Source organism: Rhodococcus sp. YH1 (genome assembly GCF_009939605.1).
GTDB classification, from domain to species: Bacteria; Actinomycetota; Actinomycetes; order Mycobacteriales; family Mycobacteriaceae; genus Rhodococcus; species Rhodococcus aetherivorans.
The window spans coordinates 83,267-100,449 of record NZ_WVTE01000211.1; the positions used below are offsets into that span (position 1 = coordinate 83,267).

15 protein-coding genes and 1 other annotated feature are annotated in these 17,183 nt (G+C 67.9%); of the genes, 6 read left to right on the forward strand and 9 right to left on the reverse strand.

Annotated elements, in window-relative coordinates; all coding sequences use genetic code 11:
• Entirely contained in the window at positions 1-501 is a 501-nt protein-coding gene (locus AIIKEEIJ_RS15610) for a DUF4913 domain-containing protein (RefSeq protein ID WP_010596717.1), read from the forward strand.
• 97 nt (positions 502-598) lie between these two features.
• Here the strand turns inward: AIIKEEIJ_RS15610 and AIIKEEIJ_RS15615 are convergent, their stop codons facing one another.
• From AIIKEEIJ_RS15615 to mobF, 4 genes are all read right to left on the reverse strand, one after another.
• Entirely contained in the window at positions 599-1,387 is a 789-nt protein-coding gene (locus AIIKEEIJ_RS15615) for a hypothetical protein (protein ID WP_029540258.1), read from the reverse strand.
• Positions 1,384-1,734, reverse strand: coding sequence for a hypothetical protein (locus AIIKEEIJ_RS15620; RefSeq protein ID WP_029547237.1), 351 nt, complete (start codon positions 1,732-1,734; stop codon positions 1,384-1,386). The genes AIIKEEIJ_RS15615 and AIIKEEIJ_RS15620 overlap by 4 nt, the downstream gene beginning before the upstream one ends.
• Positions 1,735-2,067: 333 nt before the next feature.
• A complete protein-coding gene (locus AIIKEEIJ_RS15625) occupies positions 2,068-3,186 on the reverse strand; it encodes a hypothetical protein (RefSeq protein ID WP_161996040.1) in 1,119 nt (372 codons plus the stop codon).
• 48 nt (positions 3,187-3,234) lie between these two features.
• Positions 3,235-7,512: a MobF family relaxase gene (mobF, locus tag AIIKEEIJ_RS15630; RefSeq protein WP_161996041.1), complete on the reverse strand. Its 4,278-nt coding sequence runs from the start codon at positions 7,510-7,512 to the stop codon at positions 3,235-3,237.
• A gap of 248 nt (positions 7,513-7,760) precedes the next feature.
• On the opposite strand from mobF, the gene AIIKEEIJ_RS15635 reads away from it, so the two are divergent.
• The 5 genes from AIIKEEIJ_RS15635 (at position 7,761) to AIIKEEIJ_RS15655 (ending at position 12,413) form a co-directional block, all read left to right on the forward strand.
• Positions 7,761-8,333: a hypothetical protein gene (locus AIIKEEIJ_RS15635; RefSeq protein WP_161996042.1), complete on the forward strand. Its 573-nt coding sequence runs from the start codon at positions 7,761-7,763 to the stop codon at positions 8,331-8,333.
• Between the two features lie 114 nt (positions 8,334-8,447).
• Positions 8,448-9,023, forward strand: coding sequence for a hypothetical protein (locus tag AIIKEEIJ_RS15640; protein WP_238406402.1), 576 nt, complete (start codon positions 8,448-8,450; stop codon positions 9,021-9,023).
• Positions 8,981-10,432 (forward strand): plasmid pRiA4b ORF-3 family protein, encoded by a 1,452-nt coding sequence (locus AIIKEEIJ_RS15645; RefSeq protein WP_338020964.1) that lies wholly within the window; start codon positions 8,981-8,983, stop codon positions 10,430-10,432. Before AIIKEEIJ_RS15640 ends, AIIKEEIJ_RS15645 begins: the two co-directional genes overlap by 43 nt.
• Positions 10,433-10,612: 180 nt before the next feature.
• Positions 10,613-11,608, forward strand: coding sequence for a hypothetical protein (locus AIIKEEIJ_RS15650; protein WP_161996043.1), 996 nt, complete (start codon positions 10,613-10,615; stop codon positions 11,606-11,608).
• Complete coding sequence (locus AIIKEEIJ_RS15655) at positions 11,601-12,413, forward strand: hypothetical protein (protein WP_161996044.1); 813 nt, start codon at positions 11,601-11,603, stop codon at positions 12,411-12,413. Before AIIKEEIJ_RS15650 ends, AIIKEEIJ_RS15655 begins: the two co-directional genes overlap by 8 nt.
• 184 nt (positions 12,414-12,597) lie before the next feature.
• Here the strand turns inward: AIIKEEIJ_RS15655 and AIIKEEIJ_RS15660 are convergent, their stop codons facing one another.
• The 5 genes from AIIKEEIJ_RS15660 to AIIKEEIJ_RS33100 form a co-directional block, all read right to left on the reverse strand.
• Positions 12,598-13,563, reverse strand: a complete 966-nt coding sequence (locus tag AIIKEEIJ_RS15660; protein ID WP_238406408.1) for a Fic family protein — start codon at positions 13,561-13,563, stop codon at positions 12,598-12,600.
• A gap of 1 nt (position 13,564) precedes the next feature.
• Positions 13,565-13,753: a hypothetical protein gene (locus tag AIIKEEIJ_RS15665; protein ID WP_029547296.1), complete on the reverse strand. Its 189-nt coding sequence runs from the start codon at positions 13,751-13,753 to the stop codon at positions 13,565-13,567.
• Positions 13,754-13,833: 80 nt separating this feature from the next.
• A complete protein-coding gene (locus tag AIIKEEIJ_RS15670; RefSeq protein WP_238406410.1) occupies positions 13,834-15,447 on the reverse strand; it encodes a hypothetical protein in 1,614 nt (537 codons plus the stop codon).
• Between the two features lie 83 nt (positions 15,448-15,530).
• A protein-coding gene (locus AIIKEEIJ_RS15675; RefSeq protein WP_119699219.1) for an IS3 family transposase occupies positions 15,531-16,804 on the reverse strand; the annotation gives its coding sequence in 2 pieces (ribosomal slippage) (positions 15,531-16,528 and positions 16,528-16,804; 1,275 coding nt in all).
• Positions 16,401-16,532 (reverse strand) — a sequence feature (AL1L pseudoknot). (Overlaps the previous gene by 132 nt.)
• Positions 16,737-17,168, reverse strand: coding sequence for a hypothetical protein (locus AIIKEEIJ_RS33100; protein ID WP_238406411.1), 432 nt, complete (start codon positions 17,166-17,168; stop codon positions 16,737-16,739). The genes AIIKEEIJ_RS15675 and AIIKEEIJ_RS33100 overlap by 68 nt, the downstream gene beginning before the upstream one ends.
• Positions 17,169-17,183: the final 15 nt, after the last annotated feature.

Below are 17,183 nucleotides of genomic sequence, written 5' to 3' on the forward strand. Positions count from 1 at the left end.
ATGGTTGCCCTCGACACCGCCGCATCCCAGGCGTGGGACACAAACAACGAAGCACCCGACAGCGACGCGTACGACGACACTGTCGCGCAGGACTACCAGGACGAGCCCGACGACACCGAGGAAGCGATCATCGAGCCGGCCTTCGCCAATGTCGTCGAGTTCGTCGAAGGGTTCTTCCTGCCGGTGATCCGCCGCCGCATCAGCGACAACGACGGCGGCATGTCCTGGGACCCGCGGTGGTGGGCCTACCCCGAGGTCCTCGCCCGACTGGCCGCACTGCACCAGGCATGGGAAGAAGCACGCGCCTCGGACTCGATGTCCGCCATGTCCTCCTGGTGGATACAGCACCTCGAACCCCACCTGCGGGTCATCCTCGACGGCGACACCGGACCGATGGCCAACGCCAAAGCCGACCGCAGCTTCATGGGCTGGCCGGCCATGCCCTCCGATCCCGTACCGCCAACGGTCCTCGACGCACTCTCGAGGCAGAACGAACGATGAGTGATGAGAGCAGGATCGAGCGTATGTCGTTCCTTCGTGCTGCATCTCATGGATACGGTCGATGCCGAACACAGCTGCCTCGCCGACGGCGAGGCCGTCAACGCGACAGGTCGGGCCCTGCCTCTCGTACAGGGCCGTCATCGGGAAGCTCCGGTCCCGCGCTGTTCGGCTCTCGGGTCCTTCGACTCAACATCTGCTTGATCGGGCGCGGATGCCCGAGGAGTGCAGCAGTGATGTCGGGTCCAGCCGTCGGCGGTGACATGGGTGTGGTGGCGCCTCCGTCGGGACGCACCGCAGCCGAACTCGACAGATAGTCCAGCCAGCTCTGAGCCCTGGCAAGGGACCGTTCCTTGTTTTCGGTGTAGGTCGGCGGCCAGTCGATGCCGCCGGCTATCCGGGCCTGGATGTCGGCGGCCGTGACGAGTTGTTCCGCTACAAGTGCCGCGACGAACTCGTAGTCCTTTTCTCTACCGGCGATCGTCTTGGCCACACACAGATCCACCGGGTCCAGACACAGCCCGGCCCGGCCGTACAGGCTGGATGCGTCGTCGTCGACAACGAAGTGGACGAGCCGATTGTCCCAGTTCGTCGGCAGGACCACGACGTCCTTGTGGATACCTTCGACGTAGAAACCGAAGGCAGTGTGGAAAGGGGAGTCCTCGCCGAGCCGGGCATCGAGCAACAGAAGTTTGTCCTCGACCGAGGGCGGGTCCGTGATCCCACTCAACGGCAGGATATCGACTTCACGGGACAGGAAGGTCGCAGGGGGCAGCTCATCGGTATCGAAGCTACCGAGGATTGATTGAGAGCCGAGGACGATCACACGAGGCTCGTCGAGATTGGCGCACGCAGCTTTGATCGCGCGACCGAGTTCTTCCCGATTCACCGTGTCGTGCCGGCTTTGAACCGGGTTCCGAACTCGGTGAGCACGCGTCGGCGTTCGTCCTCGCTGAGCAGCACCGACAGCGGGGACAGATTCCGCATCTCCCGGCTGGTGTCATCGTCCGACTCAACGATCTTGCGGATACCGTCGATATCGTTGTCGCGGACGATCCTGTCCCAGCGATCGATGTAGCGGTCCATCAGCGGACTGCGGTTGACCTGTCGGCGGATCGTCTGGAGGCTGCGGCGCACGGGTTCGGTGTCGATCGAGATGCCGCTGGTCACGATCTTGTCCAGGACCGCGGACTGCACGAGCTGTTGACGCAGGGTCTTCGGCGTGACGACGCTCATCTGTCCCACCCCTACTCTGACTTCCCACACTCGGCCCTGGCCCTTCCCATGATAGGTGGACTGTACAGCCGTTTCATGTCCACCTCGGTGTGCCGAAGCAGGTCTGAGCTCCCCGCCGCCACAGGACACCGGAGCGTCCTTTCTCCGAATAGGAGCGCACATGGACTCCAACGCGCGCGAAGGCGAAGCCGTGGCCATTCTGGAGAGCGAGATGCTCAGACTCGTAGCGGCCACTTCCTCTACAGATTGATGGCACTCGCTGAGCGATCCAATCAGGCTCGCGCAGTCCTGCCCTCGGTTCCGGATCTGCCCGGCACGGCATAGCCATCACGATCAGCAACTGAGTGTTGCTTCCTGGCTGTGTTCGATACCCATCGCGGGAACAAACGCGGCCTCGTTGGTGTGGTCGGGTCGGCGTTCGATGTTGAGCATCTCGGCCACCGACCGGGGGTGACTGCTCATCGCAGCACCGATCGCATCGAGCAGTTCCTGACTGAGCTGGTTCAGGTTGACCGGAGACAGGGGAGGGGCGACTTCGTCGTCACCGTTGATCGGGCCGACCGCGGTGGCCAGACCCCGGCCGGCGGACTCGAGCACCGCCCCGATCCTGCCCAGATCCCCACGGTCCGTGGGTGCGGGCGCTTCGACCCGTTCGAGCTGGTCGGACACATCCGCTTCGTGGCCGTCGACCACCGGTTCGGTGCGTGCATCGGGGCCGCCGGGCGCGAGCGAACCGTCCGCGTCCTTGTCGAAGTTCATCTCTACGGTGTCGGCGTCGGCAGCGCGGGCGAAGGCTTCGGCCACTGAGGCCGGCACGTCCGCGGTGGGTTCGACCACCTCGAGGTGCTGGGCGGACAGGTCGGCGAGCTTGTCGAACGACGGCACACTCTTGGCCGCGACGTAGCTCAACGCGACCGCCGCAGCGGCGTCGAAGACACGCTTGTCGGCGTCCCGGTCGGCAGCCTGTCGCTCGGCAATGAGCCGGTCGATCTCGTCCGGGCGCATCTGCACCTGCACGTACCGCTGCTGTTCTTGCCGGTACTGCTGTGCTCGCAGCGCTTCGAGTCGCGCAGCATTCTCCTGCGCCAACCGCTCCCACCTGCGGGTGTTCTGCGCCTGCGCGCCCAGGTGTCGAGTGGTCGCTGCCGCTGCCAGAACCTGGATGGAGGTCTGCTGCGCGGGCTGTCCACGGAACGCACCGAGAACGTCGCGCATCGACTTCGGTGTGGGTGCCGGCCGGCCCTGAGCGCGTCGATTCTCCGCTGCACGGAGAAAACCCACGAGGTCGACAACGTCCTGGGTGGCCTGCGCCCTGGCCGGCCTGCGCTGCGGCACCGCCGGCACACCGGCCGGAGCCACGGTCTCCGAGAACGGCGGAATCGAGGCGTCGGTGGGGTGGGCCGACCGTCCGCGGTTGCGCAGAAACCGTCGCTTCTGGTCGTTGTCCGCCATCGTCCTTCTCCTTGTGCCATTCGGGGTCGGGGGTCGTAGCCGGCGGGCTTACAGTTCCCGTTCTGGACCGTTGTCGTGTTCGAGCGGGTCGCGGTCGATAGGGGCGTTCGCTGCCGAGGCCGCCTGTGTCCGTCGCGGCTCGTGGCCGCCGGTGAAGTCGGTTCCGCCGGCGTTGCGGCGGGCGAGTTCGGCGTCGATCTGGCCGAGGATGGTGCGTTCGGCGGTGATCGATTCTTCGAGTCGGGTGATGCGGTCGGTGATCCGGCCGAGGGCCCGCTCGTCGGTGGCGCGGGCGCGGGCCTTGGCAGCTTCGGCAGCCCGGTAGTGCTGGGCGCCGCGTTCGATCACGGCCCAGCGACGCTCGAGTGGTGCCACCTGTTCGGCTGCGGCCACGGCGGCGCGAGCGGCATCGATCTGCTGTTCGGTGGCCTGCGGGGAACGGGTCAGGGCGTCGAGGCGGGCGCGGGCATCGCGCACCGCCGCGATGTTGCGTTCGTCGATCTCGACCTGCGCCAGGGACCGTTCGACGGCTCCGAGAGCGGACGCCTCGCCTCGTGCCCGGTCGAGCTCGTCCTTGGCCAGCGACAGCAGCATCGCGTCTTCGGTGAGCCGGCCTTGGCTGAGCGCCCGTGCCGAATGCAGTTCGGCGTCGGTGTAGCGGGCGTACGGGCCGACCACCTCGTCGATGGTGTGTTCGGGTCGGTGCAACCGTTCGATGGTCGCGGTGAGGGCTGTCTTCCGGGCTTCGCGGATGTGTGCCATCGGGTCGTTCTCGTCGTCGGGTGCGTGGGCGAGCACCCGCGAGATCGCGATCTCCCGCACCGTGGACTCCCACAGGCGCACCCGACGGGGGTCCGTTCCCCGCTGGCCGACGGCGACGATCCACGGGGCGCTGCGTTCGAGTGCGGTGGTGGTGTAGGAGTCGATGAACGCGTGCATCTGCTGCTCGCACGAGCGGGCGTAGGCGGCGAGGATCGGATCCGCTTCGGCCGCGGCCTCGGTCAACGCGGGCACGCGGTAGGCGGCCACCGCGTCGGTGCGGCGGCGTGGCAGCTGCGCTGCGTCCTCGGCATCGATGCGCTCTTTCAGGGCGCGGGCGATGACCCGGCCGGGGGAGTTGCGGTCGGTGTCGATCCGGCCGGCCTTGCCTTCGGCGCTCATCACCGACGCTGCCTGGCGCAGCAGGGCCTCGGTGTCCCAGCCGAAGGTTTCCGACTGGGCGACGGAGGTGACGATCTGATCCCATCCGCCGAGGCTGTGCACCCAGCCGAACTGCTCGTCGGTGAGGATCCGGCTGAGCAGCTGCTCGGTGTAGTCCTCGTACAGCTCCCCGAGGGCCAACATGTAGCTGTTGGTGATCGTCGACCAGGACGCGGCCTTGCGCTGTTCGTCTTCGATCATCTGATGCACGGTGCGCTGCGAGCCGTCGCGGGCGATGATCTTCGCCAGCAGACCCATCGCGCCGGGATGCTCGTCGGGGTGATGTTCGAAATCCCAGTCGGGCAGCTCGTCGTGCGCGGCATAGACGATGTTGGTGTTCTTGCCGCGGCTGAGCGCCACGTACAGCGACTGCCGGTCCATGTTCGCCCCGGCGAGCACGTGGCAGCTTCCCACCGTCATGCCCTGCGAGCGGTGCACCGTGGTCGCGTACCCGAGTTGCACGTTGTCGGTGATGTAGTCGGCGGCGACGGTGACCTGGCCGCCGCTGATGTTGTTGCGCAGCCGCAGCGAGCCGTCGGTGCCGATTGCGGCCACGGTCCACAAATCGCCGTTCTTCACCCGACCGGCCTTCTTGCCGTCGGAGTCCTTCACGACGTACTTGGAATTGTTCTTCCGTGTGACCACCACGTCCCCGACCGCGGCCTCGAGACCGTCGGCCAGGACGATGCCGGGGCCGGTGACGGTGCCATTGGCGCGGTAGTAGGCGGCGGCCTTCTCGTTGAGCTGGCGCACCAGATCGTTGGTCGGGGCGACCATCAACGCAACCTGCCCGGCCTCGACATCGGCGACGTAGGCGGCGAAGACCAGATCGGCCAACTCGTGCGCCATGCCCTGCCGGATGCGATTGTTCTCGTCGTACCACTCGAGCACCGACACATCGCCCGTGCGCAACCGCAGGCTCGCCTCGGCCTCGCCGTCGGTGGCGAACCGGTGGACCTTGCGCAGGAACGGGGCATTGGTGCGATCGGCCAGATCCCGCAACACACCACCGGCTTCGACGGAGGCGAGCTGCTGCGGATCACCCAACAAACGCACCACCGCCCCGGCCTCGGTGGCGATGCGCGTCAGGTCCGCCAGGTCGCGGGCCGAGGCCATGCCCGCCTCGTCCACCAGCAGAAGATCACCCCTGCCGATGCCGGTCGGGATGCCGACACGGTGGCGGGTGAGCACATCGGCGATGGTGCGTCCCTCCACCGCAATCTCCTCCCCGAGCACCTCGGCGGCCCGGGCCGACGGCCCCAGGGCGATGACGTTGCCGTTGACCGCTTCCCAGGCCCGGGCGATCACGGTGGCCGCGGTGGTCTTGCCGGCACCGGCCGCACCGACCGCCACGGCCACACGCGTGCGGGCGGTGAGGAAGTGCGTGATCAGCGCGAGCTGATCGGCACCGAGCTCGTGCCCGTTCGCCTGCTCGATCCGGCGCAACGTGCGGCGGATGATCCGCTCGGCCACGGTGTGCACGTCGCCGATGTCGGCCTGCCGGCGCATGAAGTCCTCGGCGTCGAGAACCGACTGAGCGGTGTAGCGCATCTGCGCGCGATCGACCAGCAGACTGCGCCGCCGCCCCCGCTCGACGCGGTCGCTGATCCGCTCGGGCAGGTGGTATTCCTCGACGTCGACGGGCAGGCAGTAGTCGCGCAGGGCGAGTTCGAGCGCGTCATCGTGAATGACGTGCAGCTGCTCGTCATCGGCGAAACTGAACTCTCGCAGTCGCCTCTCGATCTCGGCGGTCACCGAGAACACCGTCCACGACCCGACCTTGTGCGAGAGCGTGTCGACGACCTCGTTCACCAGAATCGGCACCTGCTCGGGTGCCAGTTTCGGGCGGCGATCACGCGCACTGCGGACGGAGTCGACCAGCTCTGCGGGATTGTTCCCGGCGAGAATCGCCTCGGCCCGCTCACGCCATTCGGCCCGCAACTCGGCCAGGGAGCGGGGGGGATTCTTGGCGTTGCGGGTGTCGAGGGTGGCCTGTTGCGCGTGGGCGTACTGCACCTTCTTCGGCGGATTCTTGCCGTAGCGGGTCTTGTACTCGCGGGCCAGCTCTTCCTGGCGTGCCTCGATCGCCGCCCGGCGGGAGAACTCCTCGATGAGTGACAGAGGGATGCCGTCTACCTCGTAGACCGGTTGCTTGCCGACCGGCGTATCCGCTCTCGGGGCAAAGGTGACCCCGAGCTTGCGGGCCACCAGATCGGCCACCCGGGTGTTGTACTTCTCCGACGCCGCGACGTTCGCCTTGTAGAGAACCGAGCCGTCGATGGTGGTCCAGCGGCCCTCGGCATAGACACGATTGAGCACCGCGCTGTGGGTGTGCAGGTTCGGGTCCGCAGCGCGATTGTCGAAGTGATCGAACCGGGCGATCAACAGCCCTTCGGCCTTGATCTTGCGCTCGCCGCCCTTACCGCGGCGGGTGTAGATCACCTGATCTTCGATCCAGGCCAATGCTTCGTCCACGGCCTGCCTGTGCGCTTCTTCGACCGCGGCCTTGACCTTCTCGTCCCCGAGACCCCACAGCAACGAGATCGACTTCATCGGGGTGAACACCAGGTCGTAGCCGGCCACCGGCTGACGGGCCTTGTTGTACTGCTCGGCGACGAACGTCCAGATCTCGTCGTCACCGAGCAGGTCGGCGCGCTCACCGTTCGAGCGCTGCAGGTGCTTGCGGGCGGTGGCGAACTGGATCGCCTTCTTGGTCTCTGCATCCGGGTACTCGCCGTGCCGACCCTTGTACGCGCTGCACAGGTCCTCGACGTCGTTGACGTACTCCTGGCTGTTCTCGAACCACGAAAACGCCCGCCCGAGAGCGGTGCTTGCGGACCAGTCGAGGCGTTCTTGCAGGGGCGACCCCTTCCCCGGGCGGGTCGCGAAAGCATTTGGGGTACGGGCGGCGCCGAACACCGAACGCATCGCATCCTCGGTGACTTCGGTGCCGACCTCGACACCGACCTTCTTTGCCAACTTGCCGCACCACACCCCCGGTGGGGTGCCCTTGGCGACGTAATAGTCGACCGCATCCGCCTTGCGGGTCTCGGTCGCATCCCCAGCCGCGACATGCTTGGTCAGATAGACATAGCCGTCCCCCGCTTGGAGCTTGTGGACGGTCATCACGGGAGGTGATCATGCCACGTGGCAGCTTTAGTGCATGAGGTGTGTAGAAGTTTTGGGGCTGACCACAGGTCAGCCCCAACGTGCCCAGAACCTCGACGGTTCTGGGCACGTGACGGGACTGCCGACGGGGGCAATAGGGGAGGGGTCCGGCGGGAAGAGAGACCAGAGTTGTGAATTGACACGACGACACAGCTGCCGAGTGTGAAGCCGTCCGGAACCGCGGCGAGCCGATACACTCCCGGGCCATGGCCACGTCTTCGAAGGCGGCAGCGCGCCGCTCCCTGCGCCCGCACACCACCCCGAACGTGCGCGAGAACCTCCGGCGCGAGAAAGAGCGGTTCCTCGCACGCCAGGCCGAACTCGAATCGTTGGCAACTCCAATCCATGACGCGGCGGCGCAACTGGCGAAGCTCGACGCGGTGGTCGAATCACGCTCTGCGGCACCGCAGCGCAAGATCGAGCAGCTGGAGAAGGCACGAGATCGCCGCATCCAGAAAATCCAAGCGGAGTACGCCGCCAAGATCGAGGCGGTGCAGGCCGAAGCAGAGTCGGCCGGCGCGCACCTGACGCCGGAAGAGCAGGGGCAGGAGTCGTCGCTGCTGCGCAGGTACGCACTCGCGATCGTGGAGTTCAGCGAGAACGCGTCGGCCGCCGAACTTGCGCCGCTGCTCGGCGTCAGCCAGCGGGAGGCGAAGATGATCATCGAGCAGGCGAAGGACGACCTGGATGGCTCCGGCACTGCCGCCTCGCCCGCCACGGCCGCGCCGGCCCCGGCGCCTGTTGCCGACGACACGCAGCCGGTGACCGCGGCGTCATGACGTTGCGCCTGTCATGAGCGCCCCGGCGAGCCGTCGCTCGACTTCGGGTTCCCGGATGCCGAGGTCGGGTACGTCGCTCCAGAGCCGTCGGATCAACCGCGGCGGGTGCGGGTGGTGGACAACTCGTTGCAGTCGTCGACGGCGAACGTCGCAGCGTTCTGGGCGAAGGTCGTCAAGTCACCGACGTACTGGTACTGGGTCGGTGCGATCGGTGCGCCCGGGGGGTACGGACTTTTCAACTTCCAACGCGCGAATCGGCAACGAACGCTGCTGGTGCATCGCTTCTCGGTGGAGCTGATGCACGGACCTCTCGAGCCGAACGTGGTGTGCGAGCACAAGTGCAACGCGCCGTGGTGCGTGCGTGCGGGACACGATCACCACGTGCAGTGCACACAGCGAGAACGTGCGCTACGCGATCGTCCTCGGAAGGCTGTCTCGGGGCATTCGCTGCTCGACCAACAGAGACGCTCGCGGTACGAGCGGTCCCTGGCGATCGGTGACGCGCTGCGGGGCAGGTACGGCCAGGAGGCGTACGAGAAGGAGGCACTGCTGTGCGCCGAGACCGATCCCGGTGACGGGCAGGGCACTTCGCTTCGACGGCCGGTCGCCTCGGCAGGCCGCTCACGATCGATGGTTCACTGGTGGTCGTGGCGACCTCAGACGATGCCCGCCGGCGCGCCGAACAGCTGATGGCCGCGTTGCCCCCGCAGCAACACCAGGCGATGGTGGACGCGATCCGCGCCGACGGTGCGGCGGCGTGGCTCGACGACATGCTGGGCACCCCGGACCCTGTGGTCGGTGAGGCACCGGCCCGCCTTCGCGGCTTCCGGGTCCGGCTCGATCTGGTCGGTGCCAAGCCGCCGGTGTGGCGGCGCCTCGAGCTGCCCGGCGATCTGACCCTCGACCGGGTGCACGTGGTGATCCAGGCCGCGATGGGGTGGCTCGACGGCCACCTGCACCGCTTCCGCACCGGGAGCGATCCCCGGTCCCCGCACTTCGTCACCGCGTTCGACGTCGAGGACGGCGACGACGGCGTGCTCGAATCGACGGTCCGGCTCGATCAGCTGCTGACCGGCACCGGGGATCGCCTGTGGTACGAATACGACTTCGGTGACGGCTGGGACCACGTGCTTGCGGTGGAGGCGGTCCTCGACGAACCGCCCACCGCGGTGCGCTGTACTGCCGGTCGGATGGCCTGTCCGCCCGAGGATTGCGGGGGCATGTGGGGGTACGCGGAGCTGGCGGCGTGGGTGCGGGGCGGGTGCGACCCGTCGTCGGTCCCGCCGCCGTTCGACGACCTCGACCACGCTCGCGGCTGGCTGCCACTGGGCTGGCATCCCGACCGGTTCGATCCCGCCGACGCCACCGCCGCTGTTGCGGCGGCGATGGCCGCGCCGGTGCCGGTGGCCGAGGAGCTGGCGGCGCTGCGCGCCCACCTCGAACGCCACGGCGACCCGACGCTGACGCAGCTGTTGGCACGCTCGGCCGCGCACCCGGTGGTCGAGGTGGGCGAGGCCGACGCCGCACACCTGCTCGAGCCGTATCGCGTGCTGCTCGACCTGATCGGCGACGGGGTGCGGCTGACCAGCGCCGGCTACCTCCCGCCGACACTGGTCGAGCACCTCGCCGACCGGACCGGTCTGACCGGATGGTGGATCGGCAAGGCGAACCGCGAGGACCTGACCTGGCCGCTCGCCCAGCTGCGCACCAGCGCGCGAGCACTCGGTCTGCTCCGTGTCCGACACGGTCGGCTGACACCGACCACGCTCGCCCGTCGACACCGGGACCGGCCCCTGGCGCTGTGGCAGCACATCGTGTCCCGGCTGCCGGTGGGCAGGACCGAGTTCGACCGGCACGCCGGCTGGTCGGCCCTGGCGGTCGTCGCCAGCGGCCTCCCGGCCGAACACTGGCACACCGAGATCCGCGCTGTGCTGCTGGCACTGGGGTGGCGCGTCGACGGCCGCCCGTCGCTCGCTCCGGCCGTCGCCAGCCCCACCCTCGACGTCCTCGAACTTCTCGCGGGCACCACCCGCCACGGCCGACTCACCGGTCCCCGTCCCGCGGTCGCTGCCACCGCCCGCACGGTGATCGGCCCCTGACCCCCAGGACACCGTCCACGGATGGGCTTATCGGTACGGCCGGGTCACGCGTGCCGCAGGGGTGCGCACCAGCGTCGTCCCCGTGGTGAGCAGTGGCCGCCACCCTCCCCCTGCACAAGCTAAAACATTGATTGCCGCATATACTTGTATGTGCTGGTAGACGACAAAAGGGCGGAGGAGATGGACGCGGCATCCCATGCCCTCTCGGACGCCCTGCACCTGCTGCGGCGCACCGATACCCGCATCGTGGCGGGCTCGTTGGACGGTCTGGACCTGGTCCTCCCCGACGGCCGTGAGGTCGCCGCGCACGTCACGGTGCAGCCGCGACCCCCCACCCCACACCTCCTCGCGAAGCTCCGCAGCAAGCATCCCGAGTCCCGCCTGCTGGTGGTGACCCCCCGCACCACCGCGCACCTGCGGGCTCTCGCCCACGACGGCGCGGTCGATGTGATCGCACCCGACGAAGAGCTGCTCATCGTCCTCGGCACCCGCTACGACGTACCGGCCCCCGCACCGGCGCCGACCCCGCCCGTCCGCCCCGGCCGCGGCCGCAAACCGTGGATCCGATGGGCGACCGAGCGGGCGCTGCTGCTGGCCGAGCACCCGATAACCCAGCCGAACCTGGCCGCCGCCCTCAAGGTCACCCAGCAGGCCGTCTCCCTGGCGGTGCGGCAGAGCCGGCACCTGCACCGCAGATCCGGCGGATGGATCGCCGAGCCCCGCAGCGAACTGCTCGACGAGCACCTGACCGAATATCCCGGCCCCGGCGGCGCCTCGACGTACTGGTACGGGCTCGATCCGGTGCTCCGGCAGGCCACCGACGCGGCCCGATTCTGTTCGGAGATCGGCGTTCCTGTGCTGCAGAGCGGCGACGTGGCCGCCGATGTGTACGCGCCGTGGCGGCTGCCGACCCGGGCGGTGCTCTACGTCCCGCAGTTCCTCGACTTCACCGCGGCCGGGTTCACTCCCGCGACCGCCGGCGCACACACCCTCGAGGTGATCGTCCCCGCCGATCCGACGCTGTGGCGCACCGCCCGTATGGTGTCCGACGCGCCGGTGATCCTGGTCGATCCGGTGATCGCGACGCACGATGTGCTACGCAGCTCCGGACCCGACGCCCGCGATGCCGCCGGGCACCTGCGCAGAGCGATCGAGGAGGGCACCTTCCGTGGCTGAGGTACACCTCCTCGCAGCGTCGAACGCCGCCGATCGGGGCCTGCGCGCGTTGGCGGATCTCGCCGCCGCCGCCCACGGCAGCAACTACCGGGTCATCGGCGGGCACATGGTGCACCTTCTCGGCCGGGTCTACCCCACCGCCGAACAGAGTGCCCGCGTCACCGCCGACGCCGATGCCGGCATGGACCCCGTGGTCGCCGCCGGCGCCGACCTGCACGAAGCCCTCGTGCGACGCGGGTACCGCCGCGTGCGGGGCAACCACTACGAAGCATCCTCGGGCTCCGAGGGAACCCTGGCCGTCGACCTGCTGGTGCCCAGCACCAGCGGCCGACGGTGGGAGAGGGTCGAGCACGACGGTCGCGGTTTCGATGCCATACCCGGGCTGCATTTGGCCCTGTCGTCCGAGCCGCTCGAGGTGCGGGTCCATGCGCGCTTGACCACCGACGACACGGTGGTCTTCGACGTGCCGGTCCCCGACGTCGAGGCGGCCGTCGTCCTCAAGGCGCTCGCCTGGCGCTCTCGCCTCGCCGCGAAGGACGTCGGGGACCTGTGTGCACTGATGACGATCGTGTTCGAGCACCGCAACGACCTGGCCGGGTGGAAGCTCGACACCGTCCGGAAAGGCGCGCGAGGCGACGCCGCTCGCGCGCTCTACGATCTCGTCGCGATGATCGAGCGGCACCAGCAGATCGAGGGACTGACGATGGTGCCGGCCCGGCTCGCCGCCCTGATCCGGCGCTACGTCGCCGATCCGGCCACACCACCGGCGCCCGGCTCCCTCGGCCCATACGGATCGAACACCTAAGTCATCCAGTAGGATTCGAACACGCCCGAAGGACGTAACAGACGACTCGCCCCCTTGTCTGCGGCGTCGACAGCCCCTCCTCGGCGGGCGACATCGATCCTGGGCGACGGTGCACCGAACCCCGACCACGGCCACCGGCGGGGTTCCGGCCTCGAGCTGGACCACTGAATTCCGTGCACCTCGATCAGAAGCCGAGGCCACGGCCTTGCTGGTGGGTGCGACCGGGTTCGGTGACGACGGCGTTCGTGGGGTCTCCATCAGGTGAGGGTGCGCTGTCGACCATCGCTCGTGGTGATCGGGGGTGGCCGAGGGTCGCGGCGGCAAGGGCGCGCAGATCGACGCCGTGGTCGATGATCGGACCGACGGGCAGCGGGTCGCCGGCGTCGATGATCGCCATGTCGAGTACTTCGCGCATCAGGCGGGTGTCGCCGGTCTGCATGTACTCGAAGCGCCCCCAGACGAATTGCTCGCGGAGGTCTCCGAGCAGAGGGTTGTGGGTGAGGTCGGCTTTCTTGACGGCGATGAAGCGGTCGGTGTGAAGGGTGTAGCCGGCCTCGGTGCACAGCTGCCGGAAGAACGCGAATTGGCTTCGGGTGTTGCCCTCGCGAAAGCTGTGAACGTGATTGATCCGCACCCACACTTTCGTCAGCTCGTCGAGGAACTGTTCTCGTCCGAGTCCGCGGAGGTTGTCCTTGGCGGCGATGCGATCGAGAACCAGGGCGCTGGCCTCGGGGACGTCGCGGGCCTTGAAGTACGAATGCGGGATCTCGGTGACCCGGCGCTGACCGTTGCGCACGGCCGCGACGTCCGGCCCCATCTTGACCATCGGCCAGTCCCGTGGTGCGGTGCGCAGTTGCCCGGCCCAGGGGTAGACGTCCTGGAACAGGTGGTGATGGATGCGTTGGAAGTGTGGCAGGTCGAACCGGCCGGGGATCGGATCGTCGGCCAGCTCCTGCATGCGCATGTAGCTGATGACGCCTTCGGTGCGGTGCAGCAGGTCGGCGTCGGGGATGCCGTGCGGCCATTTGTCCGATCGCAGGACCAGGCTTTTCATCACGGCGCGGCTGGTGTCGGGCATTCCGTCCGGGTGCCAGTCGACCGTGTCGGGGATGAAGTAGTCGAGCCATTCGCGGGAGTAGCGCGGGGCCATGTCAGTCGATCTCGTAGCCGGCTTCGCGAGCCATGATCTTGGTGACTTCGTCGATGGTCGTGGTGCCTTGGATCAGTTCGACCAGCAGTTCCTTGTCGGCGTCGCTCATCTCGCGGCCTTCGATGGCCATGATCGGTTCCATCGCGGCGACGGCGGCGCGGGCTTCGGCTTCGGTCTTGCGTGGTGTCACAGGTTCCCCCTGGTCGGTGGTGTGGTGGGGCAGGACCGTCGGGTCCTGCCCCACCGGTGGTGTCGAGGCTGGAGACGCGGTCAGACGGCGCGGCCGTCTTCCTCGTATCCACCTCCGTATTCGGCTTCGTACTGCCGTGTCGGGTCGATGTGCTGCTGCTGTTGCGGCCGCGTGCCGTGGGGATTGAACTTGTGCAGTGGGCGAACGTCGCCTGCGGCACGCAATCCGTGGGCGAGCGTGTCATCGAGCTCGAAGGTGCCGGTGGCGGCGCTGATCGTCTCGGTCGGCTCCACGATCGCGTCGGCGGGTTCGACCACCGCGGCGGTCGGTTCCACCGTCGTGGGGGACGCGGCGTTGTCGCGGCGTTCGCGGCGGTCGATGCCGACCTGGTGAATCGCCTCGCGGGGGATCTGCCGGTCGGCGGCGAACTGTTCGACCACGCGGATGCCGAGGCTGAATGCCTCGCCTCGGGTGTTGACCGCGTCGCGGTCGAGCGCGCCGTCCCCGTCCCAGGCTTCGAGGTGCCATTGCCGATCGTCCCAGTACACCCGGGCACCGGGCCGGCCGGTGCCGGTGTCGAAGCCGTACTGCCAGAGCGCTTCGGTCTCGTCGAGAGCCACCCACGGGTCGGCCTTGCGGTTCGCGTCGCGCTGCTCGGCGCCGTCGAGCCATTCCTGCCGGGCGGCGGCCATGCGGGCCGGGACCGAGGCGATGAGGTCTTCTTTGCTCATGCTGTGTTCTGCGGCCCAGGCATCGGTGGGGTTCAGGTCGAGGGTCCACTGCGGGTACTGCCCGTCCGCGGCCCGGCGCTCGCGTTCTTCGCGGGCTCGGCGCAGTGCGTCGGGGGAGTTCTCGCGGGCGTTGACCTCGAGCCGCAGCTCTTCGGCCCGCAGTTTCGCGGCCTCGAGTTCGGCCGTGGCGGTGAACTCGAGTTCCGGTTCGGCCTCGGCGTCGGCGAGCCGGCCCCGGTTGTGTTCGATCCGCGCTTCGATGACCGGCAGCTGTCGGGTGGCCTTCTCGGCGAGATTGCGGAGGGTGGTCAGCATCCCCTGCGCCCCACTGGTTTTCTCGACCGCGTTGAGGAACCGGTCGCGGTCGTACCAGGCGATCTCCTCGCCAACGGAGATGTAGAACTGGCCGAGGACCTGGGTGTAGCCGAGTTCGAGGGGCACGCCGCCTATGGCCCCGAAGACCACCTCGTCGTTGCTGCGGGTCACCTCCTCCTCGAGTCGGATCAACGAGCTTCGCAGCGCGTCGGCCAGGTCGGCGGTTTCCGAGTCGGGGATCGCGGCGTGGGGGAAGTTCCAGATCTTCGTGGCGCGGTCGTCGATGCTGTTCCAGGCGGCGAGCTTGTCGACCGTGGCGCGGACGTCGGGCAGCCGGGTCTCGTCGGTGGTGATGGACTTGCTCAAGGCCCGGATCGCGGCGCTGCGGGCGGCGTTGGCGCCCTGGACGGCGTCGCGGCGGGCTTCGAGTTCGGCGACTTGCTGGTCGGCTTCGACCTGTTGGACGAAGACCGGATCGCCGGTGGCGGCGGCCTTGCTCTGTGCCCATGAGACGGTCAGGTCGCCGCCGAGGTCTTCCATCGTGGGGGGCACGTCGGCCTTGCGGATCATGGCGACGAAGTTCGATTTGCGGGCCACGTACTGGTACATCATCGCGTCGTAGGAGCGGCGGGCCACGAGGTTGACCACGCTGACGGTCTCGTGGACGTTGCCCTGGCGGATGATGCGGCCGAGGCGTTGTTTGAACCATCCCGGGTCTCATGCACACACTGTCATTTGTGTGCGACCGGTTGATCGGCACCGTGTTCAGCGTAGTACTTGGCTTCGTACTCGGCCGGTGGGATCCGCCCGAGACGATGCATGAGCCGGCCGGTGTTATACCAATGCACCCACGCCGAGGTGGCCTCCTCGACGTCACCGATGGTGCGCAGCGGCCCCTTGCGGAACGGGGAATCATCGGCGACGCACTCGGCCTTGTAGAGCCCGATCGTCGTCTCCGCGAGGGCGTTGTCGTAGGCGTCACCTACCGACCCGATCGACGGCCGAAGTCCTTGCAGGAACAGGGTTTCCCCGAAGCGCAGAGCCGTATATTGAGAGCCCGCATCCGAGTGGTGAATAGTCCTCTCGCGCAACGGATTGCCTTGCATCGACCGCAGCATGCAGGCCTGATTCACCGCCCGCTCTACGAACGCGGTTTCCTTCGACGTCGACACCTCCCAACCGACGATCGTGCCGGCGAACGCATCGATCACGAACGCGGTGTACGCGAAGCAGGGCACCATCCGCACGTACGTGAAGTCGGCGACATAGAGCGCATCGGGCCGGTCGACCCGGAAGTTCCGGTCGACCAGGTCCGGTGGCCGCGGCGCCGACGGCTCCGCGATCGTGGTGCGGACCCTCTTCGCCCGGGTGGCGCCGCGCCACCCGCCCACGCGCATCAGCCGCTCCACGGTGCAGCGGGCCACCTCGATGCCCTGACGCCGCAGGTGGGCCCACATCTTCAGCGAGCCGTACAACGACTCCGGTTTGCGTCTGCCGTACTCGTCCCGCTCGACGTAGTACGAGGCCAGCACCGCGGTGATGGTGGCGTCCCACAAGGCGCGCTTCGACAGCGGGCGCGCCAGCCAGGCGTAGAAGGTTCTCGGGGCGATCGTGCACCCGTGCTCGGTGAGCACGCGGCAGATCGGTACGACCCCGAACTGATCGCGGTGTTCGGCGATGAATCGGCAGATCACTTGCGTGGCGGGTCGCACTCCCGCGCGAAGAAAGATGTTGCGGCTTTGAGTATTTCGATGGTCTTTTCGAGCTCGGCGTTCTTCCGGCGCAATGCCCGCAGTTCGATCTCCGCCTCGGACGCCGACGCGGCATGGGTGCCGTCACCCGCCGCTTCGGCCTTGCGGACCCACACCCGTACGGTCTCCGTCTTCAGTGACATCCGTTCGGCGATTGTGCGGATCGCCTCGTACTCCGAGGCGTAGTCACCACGGTGCTCGAGGACCAGGCGCACGGCCTTCTCCCGTACCTCGGCTGGATAGACATTCGGCATAAGGTTCACCTTCCCAAGAAAGAAGGTGTGCATCAAACCCGGGACGATTCAGTTCCATGTCGGCGGCGGTCCACGCCGGGTCGAGGTTGATCATCTGCTTGAGTGCCCGTTGGACGTTCAGGCCGGTGCCGCCCTTCTTGGTGGAGGTGAGCAGCACCCGGATTCGCCCGTCCGCACACGCTTCGACCAGCCTCGCTTTGGCTTTGGGGCCCTCGTAGTCGTGCATGAACGCGATTTCGTCGGGCTGCATTCCCCGGGTCACCAGGGCGTCGCGCAGCTCGGTGTAGAGGTTGCGTGCCTTGGGGCCGGCTCCGGCCTTGGGGGTGCCGCGGTCGCAGAACACCAGCTGGAACACCCCGGTCATCTCGGGGCCGTACTT